The 12,559-nt window shown below is 44.2% G+C and carries 13 protein-coding genes; 6 read left to right on the forward strand and 7 right to left on the reverse strand.

Features of this window, described 5'->3' with window-relative positions; translation table 11 throughout:
• Positions 1-79: 79 nt before the first annotated feature.
• Positions 80-952: a LysR family transcriptional regulator gene (locus tag AB4307_RS15585; protein WP_017066171.1), complete on the reverse strand. Its 873-nt coding sequence runs from the start codon at positions 950-952 to the stop codon at positions 80-82.
• Between the two features lie 110 nt (positions 953-1,062).
• Between AB4307_RS15585 and AB4307_RS15590 the strand changes: the two genes are divergently transcribed.
• Both AB4307_RS15590 and AB4307_RS15595 read left to right on the forward strand, forming a co-directional pair.
• A complete protein-coding gene (locus tag AB4307_RS15590) occupies positions 1,063-2,262 on the forward strand; it encodes an MFS transporter (protein ID WP_372132389.1) in 1,200 nt (399 codons plus the stop codon).
• An 85-nt stretch (positions 2,263-2,347) separates the two neighbouring features.
• Positions 2,348-2,914: a DUF1415 domain-containing protein gene (locus tag AB4307_RS15595; RefSeq protein WP_372132392.1), complete on the forward strand. Its 567-nt coding sequence runs from the start codon at positions 2,348-2,350 to the stop codon at positions 2,912-2,914.
• A gap of 28 nt (positions 2,915-2,942) precedes the next feature.
• Here AB4307_RS15595 and AB4307_RS15600 read toward each other — a convergent pair whose 3' ends face one another.
• Positions 2,943-4,013 (reverse strand): sensor domain-containing diguanylate cyclase, encoded by a 1,071-nt coding sequence (locus tag AB4307_RS15600; protein WP_102333263.1) that lies wholly within the window; start codon positions 4,011-4,013, stop codon positions 2,943-2,945.
• A gap of 213 nt (positions 4,014-4,226) precedes the next feature.
• Here AB4307_RS15600 and AB4307_RS15605 point away from each other — a divergent pair, with 213 nt between their 5' ends.
• Positions 4,227-4,802: a nucleoside triphosphate pyrophosphohydrolase family protein gene (locus tag AB4307_RS15605; RefSeq protein ID WP_017059167.1), complete on the forward strand. Its 576-nt coding sequence runs from the start codon at positions 4,227-4,229 to the stop codon at positions 4,800-4,802.
• A 156-nt stretch (positions 4,803-4,958) separates the two neighbouring features.
• Here AB4307_RS15605 and AB4307_RS15610 read toward each other — a convergent pair whose 3' ends face one another.
• The 4 genes from AB4307_RS15610 to gntH form a co-directional block, all read right to left on the reverse strand.
• A complete protein-coding gene (locus AB4307_RS15610) occupies positions 4,959-5,447 on the reverse strand; it encodes a GNAT family N-acetyltransferase (RefSeq protein ID WP_017068284.1) in 489 nt (162 codons plus the stop codon).
• 115 nt (positions 5,448-5,562) lie between these two features.
• Positions 5,563-6,072, reverse strand: a complete 510-nt coding sequence (locus tag AB4307_RS15615) for a hypothetical protein (RefSeq protein WP_017070904.1) — start codon at positions 6,070-6,072, stop codon at positions 5,563-5,565.
• Between the two features lie 185 nt (positions 6,073-6,257).
• Entirely contained in the window at positions 6,258-6,773 is a 516-nt protein-coding gene (locus AB4307_RS15620; RefSeq protein WP_017068282.1) for a hypothetical protein, read from the reverse strand.
• 126 nt (positions 6,774-6,899) lie between these two features.
• The gene (gene gntH / locus AB4307_RS15625) at positions 6,900-8,525 is read right to left on the reverse strand and encodes a guanitoxin biosynthesis MBL fold metallo-hydrolase GntH (protein ID WP_017068281.1); all 1,626 of its coding nucleotides are present in this window, start codon (positions 8,523-8,525) and stop codon (positions 6,900-6,902) included.
• A gap of 192 nt (positions 8,526-8,717) precedes the next feature.
• Between gntH and AB4307_RS15630 the strand changes: the two genes are divergently transcribed.
• The 3 genes from AB4307_RS15630 (at position 8,718) to AB4307_RS15640 (ending at position 10,668) form a co-directional block, all read left to right on the forward strand.
• Positions 8,718-9,557: a LysR family transcriptional regulator gene (locus tag AB4307_RS15630; protein ID WP_017068280.1), complete on the forward strand. Its 840-nt coding sequence runs from the start codon at positions 8,718-8,720 to the stop codon at positions 9,555-9,557.
• A 98-nt stretch (positions 9,558-9,655) separates the two neighbouring features.
• Entirely contained in the window at positions 9,656-10,375 is a 720-nt protein-coding gene (locus AB4307_RS15635; protein WP_102333261.1) for a hypothetical protein, read from the forward strand.
• Positions 10,376-10,434: 59 nt separating this feature from the next.
• Entirely contained in the window at positions 10,435-10,668 is a 234-nt protein-coding gene (locus tag AB4307_RS15640) for a hypothetical protein (protein ID WP_368084369.1), read from the forward strand.
• A 224-nt stretch (positions 10,669-10,892) separates the two neighbouring features.
• Here AB4307_RS15640 and AB4307_RS15645 read toward each other — a convergent pair whose 3' ends face one another.
• Entirely contained in the window at positions 10,893-12,365 is a 1,473-nt protein-coding gene (locus AB4307_RS15645; protein ID WP_524540947.1) for a lytic polysaccharide monooxygenase, read from the reverse strand.
• Positions 12,366-12,559: the final 194 nt, after the last annotated feature.

A 12,559-nucleotide genomic window follows, 5' to 3' on the forward strand; every position in this document is an offset into this window, starting at 1 on the left:
GCCAGTCATACTTCTATACAACAAAGCCCGAATATCCAATCTAGGATGTTCGGGCTTTGTTTATTTAAATCTTACTAAATCACACATACCGCTTAACGAAATCAATAAAGGTTCTGTCAGCTTTCGACAAATACCCTTCCTTTCTCCAGGCCAACGATAGATTCAGTTTTACAGGGTCTTTAAATGGCACGCCTATCACGTCTTTCTCATATTCCGTCACTAAGCTCAACAGCGCGGTGATCGCAAACTCTTGTTTAACGATAGAAAGAATCATCGGGAGCAAGTTGGTTTCAAACGCAATGGTCATATCAAGATCGTACTTCTTACAGGTCGCATCAATAAAATCGCGGTGGAAATAGCCCGATTTAAACATGATCAGCTCTTGAGCAAAGAATTCTTCAAAGGTCATCGAAGGCTGTTGTGCTAGCGGATGCTCCTTACCGACAACGGCGACCATCTCAGAACTTAACAGATGATCCGTTTCCAAATCATCTGGAACGTTCTCATGATTAATTACGCCAATATCGAGTTCGCCGTTTAACAGCATTTCACGAATCGATGCGGTGCCAGCATCAATCAAGGTCAACTTTAGGTTTGGGTATTGGCTTTTAAATGCCATCACTACTTGGGGGAAAAAGTAACTGCCCATCATACTTGGAGCGCCTAATCGAACCTCGCCTTTTTCTAGCCCCTTTAGTTCATTCATCGCGAGCTGAGCATCATCAAACTGCTGGGCGATTCGCTTTGCATGCTCAAACAGTACTTTGCCCTCCTCCGTTAAAGTGACGGATTTATCGCCTCGACGGAATAGAATCAACTCAAGCGTCTGTTCTAGTTTTTTAATAGAAATGCTCAATGCGGGCTGCGCGATATGCAGCGCTTTGGCGGCCTGAGTGAAGTTACCAAACTGCGCAACAGCCAGAAAATGTCGAAGAGGTTTTGATTCAAGCATGGCGATATATTTAATATATAGAGGTGATATTTTTAATATATTTCTTTAATCACACTTGTGCTGATAACTTGTTCACAAATAGCTTACTAACTCGTGCAGGCACAACGTAAATGTTTGATAAAGGCAGTCTTCAATACAAACGCATCACCCAATCATTGGCGATTGGCTCGTTTATCATTTTCTGTAACCTTTACCTCTTTCAGCCAATCTTGCCGCACATGGCGGAGCACTTCCAAGTATCGGAAACTCAAATCAACTGGCTGTTTGCCGCGACAACACTTGGGCTTTCCATCAGCTTGGTGCCTTGGGCTATCGCTTCTGAAACCTTTGGCCGAAAACCCATCATTCTGTTCAGTCTGTTCGCTATCCCATTAATAGGGTTAAGCATGGTGTTCACGACTACCTTGTTGCAACTCGTTATTGCCCGCGCATTTATGGGCATCGCTGTGGCGGCGTTTGCTGGTGTGGCGGTTGCCTATATGGTTGAGGAGTTAACACCCAAAGCCTTTGCTGTCGCGATTGGAGGTTATATTGCGGCCAACTCATTGGGTGGAATCTTCGGGCGTGTATTGGGTGGCTTGATTACGGATTATTTCGACTGGCATGCGACAGTTTTGTTTTTCGTTGTCGGCTCTTTGCTTGGCGCTCTCTATATTGCATATAGCTTACCTGACCAACAAAACTTTAAGCCACAGAAAGGCCTGTTCTTTCACCATAACCGCTCTGTAATGATGCACTTAAAAAACCGTACACTGTGGCTCGCGATGTTGATTGGGGGTGCTAACTTTGCTCTGTTCGTTAACCTGTACTCGGTGATGGGCTTTAGGCTAGTCTCTGCGCCTCATTCAGTGCCTGTAGGTTTAGCTTCGCTGATATTCCTATGTTACTTGGCCGGTACGGTCAGCTCTAAGCTATCAAACAAATGGACACTTCGCTTTGATCCGTTAAACGGAATTTTGATGGGCGTGTGCATTAGCTTAATTGGAATGCTGGTTTCTGCGATCGATAAAGTCCCGTTCATGTTAGCTGGCTTGTTATTGATTAGTGGCGGTGCGTTCTTTGCCCACACTCTTGCCTACTCTTGGGTGAGTCAAAAAGCACCGAGCGCTAAGGCGACAGCGACCGCGCTCTATCTGGTTCACTATTATATTGGCGGTAGTTTAGGTGGATTCTTGCTTTTATATTGCTGGCAACTGTTCGGTTGGAATGGCGTGATTGCAGGTGGTTCAATCTTCTATGTCGCGATATTTGCTTGGGTCTATCAGTTGAAACAGCTACAAGTATCGACTTCCAAACTCGCACAAGCATAACTACGACTGAGTTTGTAACTCAATTATTGCTTTTGATTGACGTTCGTTCTGATATCCTACGCAAAATTTCATTTCGGAACCTGTTATGTCGAACACTCAAAGCACAGATCTTCAAACCATCCACGACCAAGTAAAACAGTGGTTAGACGATGTCGTTATTGGCCTAAACCTGTGTCCATTCGCAGCCAAGCCAGAACGTAATAAACAGATTAAGATCTTTGTGAGTGAAGCAAATACGGAAGAAGTGTTGTTGCAAGACATCATGACGCATTTCGTAGAGTTAGATAACACGCCAGTCGCGGAATTAGAGACGACTTTGGTTGTTGTACCTAACATGCTGCAAGATTTCTTCGACTACAACATGTTCATTGATTGGATTGAAGCGTTGATCAAGCAAGAAGATTGGGAAGGCGTTTACCAAGTAGCAACCTTCCACCCAGACTATTGTTTTGGTGGTGCGGATCCAGAAGACGATGAAAACCTAACGAACCGTTCTCCGTACCCGGTTTACCATTTGATTCGTGAAGCGAGTATGGAAAAAGTGTTGAAGCACTACCCTAACCCTGAAGCGATTCCTGATACCAACATCGCGAGAGTTGAATCCTTAACTCCGGAAGAACGTCGTCAACTGTTCCCTTATCTGTTCAGCTAATCGTTCAGTTAATCGCTAACAAAATGGCTCATATTCCTGAGCGTTCTTGATGATATGGACGAGAAATGAACTGATCTCGTCCATTTTGTTTCGCAATATACAGGCATTCATCGGCAACTTTGATGAGCTTATCTAACGCCGACATCCTTTCCCCTTTGGTATCCCCTGTACTCAACTCAAAATGACACGCACCGATTGATATAGTGACAGGCTTTCTATCCAGTGTGATTTTCTTCATCTCTTGCAAAAGAGTCATGAACTTATCTTCAACACAACTTGGTGTTTTATTTGGGTACCAAAGAATGAACTCCTCGCCACCAAAGCGCGCCACAAACTCACCTTCTTGAGTGTTATTGCTCAGCACGTTCGCCACTTTCTTTAAGACAACATCACCCATTTGATGACCGTAAGTATCATTAACGACCTTAAAGAAATCGATGTCGACAACCGCTAAGGTTCCCTTTCCTAAAGATCCTTTTAACTGCTCCACTTCTGCGTTCAACGTTTTGAACAAGCAACGTCTATTCGGTAAGTGTGTAAGAGGGTCATAAAGAGCTTGGTACTCTAACTTCTCATTCAGCTCTTTGAGTTTTCGTTCTTGCTGTCTTCTAACCAGCTCCACTTCAATCCATGATGCCATTAGTCTCATCACGTCGACATCGAACTCTTTGAACTCGCGATGATAGGGGGCTGGGCTTGAAAAGTTTAAAGTGCCATAAAGCTCATCATTAACGAAAATCGGGATGCCAATATAAGACTCTAAACCAAAAGACTGGTAAGCGGGATGCGTCGCATACTTATCGTGTTTGCCACAATGCTCAATGCAGATAGGACCAATCGATTTACATGTAATTTCGCAATAGGTTGAACGATAATCGAAGGTGTCACCGCTATTGAGTTCAACCCCTTCTGGCGTAACACAGTGCTCGACTAAATAAGAATTACCCTCGACTTTAGATAAAATACCGATATCAAGGTTGAAGCGTTCAAGCCCCATAATAAGCAGCTGAGCGATCTGAATATCGAAGCCCTTCCGGTAATCATTGGTGATTTGATACAAGCGACGTATAACAATTTCGCTTTCACTGGCTTGGTTCATAACTGGGATCCCACTGCAGCCGAAGTTAATGGCAACATTAATATTTGGTATATTAAGAAGAGTAAAGTGTAAAAAAACATAATAATCAATTGGTTTGTATGCAAAATACCTCATTGGTCCAATGAATAAAAGTCGACTTCTTCGACTTTGCGTTAGCACCCTATTCCTAGCTTTGGTAAAATAATCCATTAACGAAACAGAATGGATAGGAAAATGAACCTTTCTCAACTAAGCCAAGAAATCTACGATCACCTTTACCGCGACATTGAAGAGTTCCGCAGTACTTTTGATCTGCCGGTTGCTGCTCCTGAAACAATGGACGAAAAAGGCGATACGCTACATACCTCTCTAGCGATCGAAGAACTAACAGAACTTGCAGAAGCTGACTCTAAAATCGAACAAGCGGACGCTATCGTAGACAGCGTTTATGTTTTGATGGGACGTCTGGTTCACCTTGGCCAAGCTAAGGTTGAAGACAACCTAGCAATCAGCTACCTGATCGACCTACTGTTGAATGTTTCTAAAAACCGCTCAATTGACTTCTTACCTTGCTGGGACGAAGTACACTCAAGCAACATGAGCAAAGTATGTCGCAACGAAACTGAATATGCTGAAACAGAAGCTTTCTATGCTGAGCAGAACATCAAGCTGATGGCGGTTCAAAAAGGCGAATACATCATCGCTAAGTGTGCGGAAGATTTCGTATCGGAAGGCAAGACAGTTCGCCAAGGTAAAGTACTAAAATCTGTACACTACCGTCCTGCGAACCTTGAGCCACTAACGGCTTAACTAAGTTTACGACTGAACTAAGGTTATGGCTGTAGCTCTTTAAAGCACCAGCGCACCAAAATAGCAAACGCCACGTTTAAATAACGTGGCGTTTTATTATCTGTCAGTTAATTCTAACTGTGTTAATCGTAGCTGTGTGTTAATCGTAGCTAAATGCTATACCAGTCGAGCCATATGATAAGCCGCCACATATTCGCCATTTCTGAAAGCGAACCCTGCGGACTCTCCTTCAATCACGAAACCGAACTTCTTATACAGGCTGATCGCTCTTTCATTATCGGTGTATACCGTTAACTCCATTCGCTTGATGTTAATCCAGTTATCACACAAGTCGATCGCGGTCGCGAGCAGCTGACTACCCACACCTTTGCCTAGCACATCGTCTTTAACACCCATACCAAATGAAGCCACATGTCGTCTTCTTGGATTCACGCACACTTCCATTCCCAAGTTGCCAACAATCTCATCGTCGATCATCGCGACATACGAGTACACGTTATCAGGCATATTAGAGATTCGTTTTTGCCAGCTTTCCAGAGATGGATTTGGGAGTTGCAGCGTACCGGTATAAGCATTAGTGCATTCGTAAACTTCTTTTATTCCCTTTGCATCTGACGGTTCAGACCGTCTCACTATAATACTCATCGCAACTCCTACTATTTTCATCGCTAAATATGAAACACATCCTCAATGTGCACCTAGACACACTATCAAATAGTAAATATTTAACAATAGGTTGGATGGACTTATTTTATTGGGCTTAGTTGATACTGAGTAAACGCCCTCTCTCAATATCTTGCTCAAGTACCTCCGGCGTTAAATCGCCATGTCCATGGTGGTCATGATTATGGTGATGACCATGATCGTGTCCGTGGGAATAACCTTTGTGTTCATTTGCTCTTTGAGCTAACTTGTGTGAGTCCAAATAGGTATCAGTTAAATCAGCACAATATTCTTCGGTCCATAAACGTCGAGCCTCATCATCACTCATGATTTGCTCGGCTTTAGGGCCCAATTTGTCCATGTAGAACATCCCCAGCTCCTCACCTTCTACATTGGCGTGGTTGATAAGGTTCATAAACGCAGGCTCTTGATTCTCATCTGATAGATGACCATTTTTGTAACACACGGTTAGACCAATAATATCGTCGCCAAGTTTCTCTAATTCAGGGTTAAAATGATTGTGACTGTGATTATGTTCGGCAGCGGCGACAAGCATTGGAGTAAGTAAAACACATGCGATAGCCAGTAGCTTAATGGTATTTTTCATGGGATAGACCTTCTGTATTTTCGAATACAAATTTGATTAGTTGGCTGACTTAGCTTCTTGTAAGGTGAGCTAAGCTGAGGGGAACTTCATGAGCATTTCAGCCTGAGTACCCCTCTGTCTCACTACAAATAATCAATGTGATTGGATAACAAGGCTCGATATAACGAGCGTTCTGTAGACAAAAATCACTTATCAACTACGATTCTTGCTGGTGCGATGGTGTAAGTCATTGGCTTCACCTCCCATTCACCTTTTGCTTCCAATGCAACCGCTAGTGCTTGCGCCTCTTCACATACCTTCGCTGGTTTTCCGTCAGCCCAGTATGATGGGCCCGAAGTGTAGCCGCACATCACTGAAAACGTGTGTTGGCCATTCTTTGTGGTGTATTCCGTCATAATGACACCACCTTCTCCATGCGTTATTTTTAGCGAGCCTTCATCGGCGACATGCATTGCATCGGAAGGATTCGGTTTGACATACGTTGTGTAGGTCCCACCATCTGACATGGATTGGTTGTCATACATGGTGTAGCCTTCTTTTTCTGAAGGTAAGGTCAGTTCGTAGTTAGGATCAATATCCGCTAAACGTTCTGAGTTATTCGTCGCACCAGGTTGATAGTTGTGAGCATTGGATTGTCCGTTAGCGAAAACAGACGCTGACACTAAAGATAGAATGACGACCGCTAAAATTGATTTTTTCATAATGAACTCCAGATATTCTAAGCAAAGATGTTGTAAGCAATAGTTTTTATGATTGAGTAAGAGAATGGGTTTATTTACCTAACTTTTTAGGATGTGAGGGCAATATCAGCCCTCACTGCAAATACCCTATTTGTTGTCGGTTCCTGCTCCTTCACCAGGCTCAGTTGGACGACTTACCGACTTGCGCTCAAGGTTGTGGTGAGCACGCACTCTATCCATGTATTCTTGCTTGGTGTTCATACCTTGCTTCATTGCTTCTGGTACTTGTTCAGCTGGGATCACGATGTCACGGTCGACTGGCCACTCAGTTAACAGCTCTGGGTGGTAGCCTTCTGGGTAGTACAGTTTTGGATCCAACTCTAAATCACGAATCTCTTGTTCTTGTATGTCTTCACGGCTGTTTTTCGGCAGCGGGATTCTAAAGTCAGACCCATCGGCCATATCAAATTGTGGCGCTCGCGCATTCGGGAAATCAGGTAAAATACCTTCACGAACCCACGCATTATCTTTAGTCATGTTAACGACAATGCCATCTGGCGCACCGAAGTGGTAAGGCCCTTGCCAATGGTGTCGAACCTCTGCAACGGTTTCCTCATTGAGATATGGGTCGAATGTCATGTGCGTTGTCATGAACAAGCGCGGTTGTACTTCATTCGCCACATAACCCGCCGCGTACGCTGGTGTATGGTGAGTATCAACGGTGTAACGTGCTAAGAATGGCGGCACACCTTGAATAATCGAAGACACACCGAACGTTTCGGTTTGCAGCTCAGTAATGAACAAGTCTGCACCTTTTGCGTATTTCAAATCCAACTCGGTTGGGCGACCGTCTCCTGTCCAAACAAACGAAAGCACTCGACCGTCATCTTGAGTCCAATTCAAGCGGTAACCAGACGCGCCATCTTTTGCGTGACTGCGTCGCCAGTGAATCACTTCCACATTGTCTTGGTCATAGATAACGCCACCGTCGTCGCGGAAATCAAACTCGTGTACCACTATGTCGTTGCCTGATGGGAACACATCAAATGCATCGGTGTGCCAGTTCAACATTTGCTGCATGCCTTCAATCATATGACGAGTGCCATATTCTGGAGTCGCACCACTCGGGCCATAAATGTTAAGCGGCTTTTCCCAGCGGCCATTCCAACCACCAAATTGATACAGATAAGGTAATGAGCCGTAATGATCTACGTGCAAGTGAGTAATGAAGATATGGTCGAGTTCATTCATCGCGACACCCGCCGCTACGTAGTTCGCAATTGATCCTTCACCTAAATCAAAAACAAAGTTAGAGCCGTTACCCAGTTCTACGTATATCGAGGTGTTTGCCTGCCCCGGGCGAATCATTGGTGATGTCCCCATGAACGTGACACGCATTTCATCCGGTTGAACTTCTTCAGTGCGTGGGAACCAGTTTGCGCCCGACACCATGTGATCGCCATAAGGTGCAATGCCCTCAAACATCAGGCCTTCTTTCCAACCTGAATTGGTTTCTTTGCGATAGTCACCATTGTTTACACCGCCCATTAACACAGAAAGCACTTCTTCTTCTGAAGAGTACAAGTTCCCCTTAGGTTGAGTGCTCAGATACTCTTCAAGGGTTTCACCCTCGTGATATTCAAATTTCTCGAGTTTTTGAATATCAGAGTTAGTCTGCTTGGTGTTGTATTGCATCATTGGGTCAGCAGCAAAAGCGGTTGTCGTGATGATCATTGCTGTAGAGATGATTGATAATTTTGCGAAAGTTCTCATAGTTTCACCTATCGGTCTGAGTATTTAGTAAATGAATGAAGTTCCTTCCTCACTCCGATGCAAACAAGTTTATTAATAAACAGAACCTTGATATATAGTGTAAACTTTACTTAAAACCTCCATTTCATTTATGAGTCAATAACGACTCCACCATGATTTGGATGAGTGCAATAAGAATAGAGGGAACTGAATTTGGACCTTAATCTACTGACGACATTTTTGGCCGTTTACAAACACAGCTCTATCACCGTGGCATCAGAGCAGCTCGATATTTCTCAACCCGCGGTAAGCGCGGCTATTAAGAGACTCGAAGGTGTCGTGGGCAAGGCTTTATTTGTGAGAGAAGGACGAGGTATCGCGCCCACTGGAGCAGCGGTATCACTCGCTAATAAGATAGAAGACCCATTGAACATCATTGGAACGGTTGAGCAGCAAAAGAATGACCTTAAAGTCTATTGCACAGAGAGCTTGCTTCATTTCGTTAGCCAGGTTGAAGGCGTAAGCTTTACGGAAGCGCCACTCGAAGAGGAAGAACTGTTTGATGCGCTTACTGCACAAAAAGTAGATATCGTCATTGATGTACTTTCGAGTAAGAAACACTCATTGATTGAAGAAACCATCGTCGATGAGGAGCCCGTGTGTCTGACTCGAATCAACCACCCTCGAATTGGTGAGACACTAAGTAAAGAAGAGTATTTCCAAGAGGAACATATTGCGCTCAAGATCAAACGCGCCAACATGAACACGGTCGAGTTTTTATCAGAGAGCGATATCGAGCCGAGAAAAGTCAGAATTGAAACCAGCTCAATTTCAAGCATGCTGATTTTGGCAAGCACGACAGATTATATCGCCGCTTCTACTCGCTCTTTTGCAGAAATGCTTGCACCAGCGCTTGGCTTACGCGTTCACCCTATCCCCATCAAATTAAGACCGATCACGTTTCGAATGCTCTATCACCGCCGCTACGCTAAAGACGAACAGCACATCAAAACCCGTGAAGCAATCAAATCAGCATTAAGGAAACATAAATGAAACTGAGGTTTTAACTAAAGTTAACCCTATTAATATAAATTCAGTTTAATCACATACTCTCCAGCAAGTTAATTCAATAGAACGACACTGGAGAATCCATGAAAAAACTTAACCTTATTGCTCTACCACTTACGTTACTCAGCAGCGCAGCGTTTGCGACTTCGACTCAAGTTTACATCGAACAAAACGTTGCCTCTAATGCTGCTGATAACGGTGTCTACACCACAGAAGCTGGCGCATTAATCGATACCTCAGAAAATGGACAAGTCTATATAGGTTTTGATGACCAAGGTTGGTTAGCAGCGGGTTACGGCCACGACTTTCACATCAGCGAGTCCTTCACGTTCAACCTATACGGTGAACTCGGTAAATGGGACAACGGTGAAGAGTTATTAATCGAAGGTATTATTGATTACCAAGTCAATGATAACTTCAATGTATTCAGTGGATTGGGATATAACCAGTCAGGGCAAGTACTCGAGAATGTAAGCGACACCACGATCAACACCAATAAGTTCATCGCCGGTGCGGGGTACTCACTCTCAGGCTGGGATTTAGCTTACCAATACACTCACGAAAACAGTGATGGATCCAATGGCGGGTTTACCCACAACGATGACAACGTAATCTTTCATCAAGGCGACTACCGTACCAATGAACACGAAGTCGTTCTCTCTAAGAGCATCGACGACTGGACACCCTACGTGAAATACACCTATTTCAACACCAACGAAGGTGACCTTTACTTGAACGGCCAATCGATGGGCCCGATCGACAACGACAGCATCATCACACTTGGTTTGTCTTACGACTTCTAAATATCTCAGATTCAATTCTCATAGGCAGATGGATTTGCCCACCTTTCGAGGGCACTACTATGAAAATTACTTCTCAACGTAACAAAGTCATTAATATCGCTGCAGCGATCAGTATCGTTTTGTTTTCTGCGATTCCCACCTACGCAAGTGCTGATCACTTAGATTTCCATTATCTAGAGTCGAGTTATCTAGAAACCAGCTATCTAGACTCCTCCTCCGTCGAATTCATGACACCAGATTTTGATCAGGGGTATCTTAACGATGAGATTAAAGAAAACCTTATTCTGGAATAATTCGTCAACACATTACAAAACGTTATATAGCTCTTGTTTTCTATATAACTCTCATCTTCTTATAGAGCCGTGCTGAGTGATTAAGACTCCGTTCCTGAATCACTTTTTCTAGGCTGATGACATTCAAAACCGCAAATGCAGACGCTAAAAAAGACACCACACTCGTCAAAAAGTGTGGTGTCTTGGTTATTATTGCAAGGCTAATTAACTAACAATAGTTAAGATTAGTTGGCTGGACGCCAAACGCCCCATTTGTCATTTTCGTAAGTCGCTTTAGGGTTAGTGCCACCTTGAACCCACCATTGTGCTTTCCATGACTGGTTCGAGTAAGTCACGACTTCGCCACCAAGGTAAGTCGCTGATGAGTCCCACGTACCTGGATCTGGCGTAGGGTCTGGGTCAGGAGTCGGATCAGGATCCGGCGTTGGATCTGGGTCTGGTGTCACGCCACCGTCATCGGCAATTACTTCAAAAGTGAAGGTTTCAACACTGTCGCTTTCAATCGAGCTAGCCATAAACGATAAAGTTTCGTTTGCAGTGATGCCAGTGGTATCAACTACGATAGAAGCCGTGCCGTTATTTTGAATGCTTACAGAAGTACCTTGAGTTTGAGTCAATGTCGCCGCTTCGCTTGTTGCAATCACAACCTTATCGCCAGCATTGACTACATTGTCACTCTTCACTAGCTCGTAGATGTCACCTTTCAATGGTTCAACACCACCGTCGCCACCATCAATCAGCGTTAACTGACCAGAAGCACGGCTATCTTTTGAGTTGAAGAAGTTACGTGAAGGGTCGTTTTGGAAATACATGTAGTGCTGCATTTCAGCGTGCCAGTCACCAATGAAGATCGCGCCATCTTTAAACTCTTCGTGCCAGCCGTTAATCTCTGAAGCCAACAAGCGAGCCCAATCGTTAACGTTTGAAGCGTCGATAACGATGTCGAAGCTACGCGCGACTTCACCGTACTTGTTGATGATGTCGTACTTAACCGTATCACCAATTTCTGGCGTACCAAACTGGTCAGAAACAAACAGGTCGCCACGGACTAGATCAGGTTGAGGTGTAGGCTCTGGTGGAGGGGTTGTGCCACCCGCGATAGTGATGTCTGAACAGTTGTAGAAGCCTTCGCCCGCAGCATCATCACGTTGCCAACGAACGAATAGAATCGCATCGCCAGAACGGTCTGAAGGAATAGTGACATTAATGCGGTACTTGCCGCCATTAACCGGAACGTTACCCTCTTCTTGGATAAGATCTAAGTCTCCCCACGCTAGGCCTTTGCTTAGGTCCGCGTTTGGTTTCGTTAGGTAGAACTCCCAGAAAGAAGGGTTGTGTGGCGCTGTCGCATTGAATACATATTCAAACGTACCAGTATTTAGCTCGGTACGAGTCCAACCAGTATGAGGCGCACCCATGCCGCGTTTTTGCGAATCGTTGGCATAACATAACGTGCCGTCAGGAATCGCCGCTTTTACAGCATTGATATTATTGAAATCTTGGACATTTTTCGCGTACTCGTTACGTTGAACAAACGGGTATGAACCCGAAATGTCTTTTGCTTGAGCACACGCAGCATTAGGTGGTGTACCCGACCAAATCCCGCCTTGCTCGTAACACGTGTTCTGACGCGCGCTTGGAAACTCAGACCAACCATGAGCATTTGCCACTGACGGCACACTCGATAGCATAGCCATACCCACTGCTATTTTTAGAATATTATTATTTATTGTTGTCACTTTCCCACTCTCTATTATTTTACCCTAAACACAAAACCAATTGGTTACTAACCAACCAGCACTGTAATTCGAAGGTTTATAGTTTCTGACTTAAAGAACAACGAAAAATATATACGTCAATTTTATCAATAACAGCGGATTTTATATTGATA

This window comes from Vibrio sp. 10N.261.52.C2, from assembly GCF_041471425.1.
In the GTDB taxonomy this organism is placed as follows: domain Bacteria; phylum Pseudomonadota; class Gammaproteobacteria; order Enterobacterales; family Vibrionaceae; genus Vibrio; species Vibrio crassostreae_C.

What these genes read in the sequence shown, in the direction of transcription:
- AB4307_RS15585 (WP_017066171.1), bottom strand. Translation starts at nt 952, where the DNA reads ATGCTTGAATCAAAACCTCTTCGACATTTTCTGGCTGTTGCGCAGTTT.
- AB4307_RS15590 (WP_372132389.1), top strand. Translation starts at nt 1,063, where the DNA reads ATGTTTGATAAAGGCAGTCTTCAATACAAACGCATCACCCAATCATTG.
- AB4307_RS15595 (WP_372132392.1), top strand. Translation starts at nt 2,348, where the DNA reads ATGTCGAACACTCAAAGCACAGATCTTCAAACCATCCACGACCAAGTA.
- AB4307_RS15600 (WP_102333263.1), bottom strand. Translation starts at nt 4,013, where the DNA reads ATGAACCAAGCCAGTGAAAGCGAAATTGTTATACGTCGCTTGTATCAA.
- AB4307_RS15605 (WP_017059167.1), top strand. Translation starts at nt 4,227, where the DNA reads ATGAACCTTTCTCAACTAAGCCAAGAAATCTACGATCACCTTTACCGC.
- AB4307_RS15610 (WP_017068284.1), bottom strand. Translation starts at nt 5,447, where the DNA reads ATGAGTATTATAGTGAGACGGTCTGAACCGTCAGATGCAAAGGGAATA.
- AB4307_RS15615 (WP_017070904.1), bottom strand. Translation starts at nt 6,072, where the DNA reads ATGAAAAATACCATTAAGCTACTGGCTATCGCATGTGTTTTACTTACT.
- AB4307_RS15620 (WP_017068282.1), bottom strand. Translation starts at nt 6,773, where the DNA reads ATGAAAAAATCAATTTTAGCGGTCGTCATTCTATCTTTAGTGTCAGCG.
- gntH (WP_017068281.1), bottom strand. Translation starts at nt 8,525, where the DNA reads ATGAGAACTTTCGCAAAATTATCAATCATCTCTACAGCAATGATCATC.
- AB4307_RS15635 (WP_102333261.1), top strand. Translation starts at nt 9,656, where the DNA reads ATGAAAAAACTTAACCTTATTGCTCTACCACTTACGTTACTCAGCAGC.
- AB4307_RS15640 (WP_368084369.1), top strand. Translation starts at nt 10,435, where the DNA reads ATGAAAATTACTTCTCAACGTAACAAAGTCATTAATATCGCTGCAGCG.
- AB4307_RS15645 (WP_524540947.1), bottom strand. Translation starts at nt 12,365, where the DNA reads ATGGCTATGCTATCGAGTGTGCCGTCAGTGGCAAATGCTCATGGTTGG.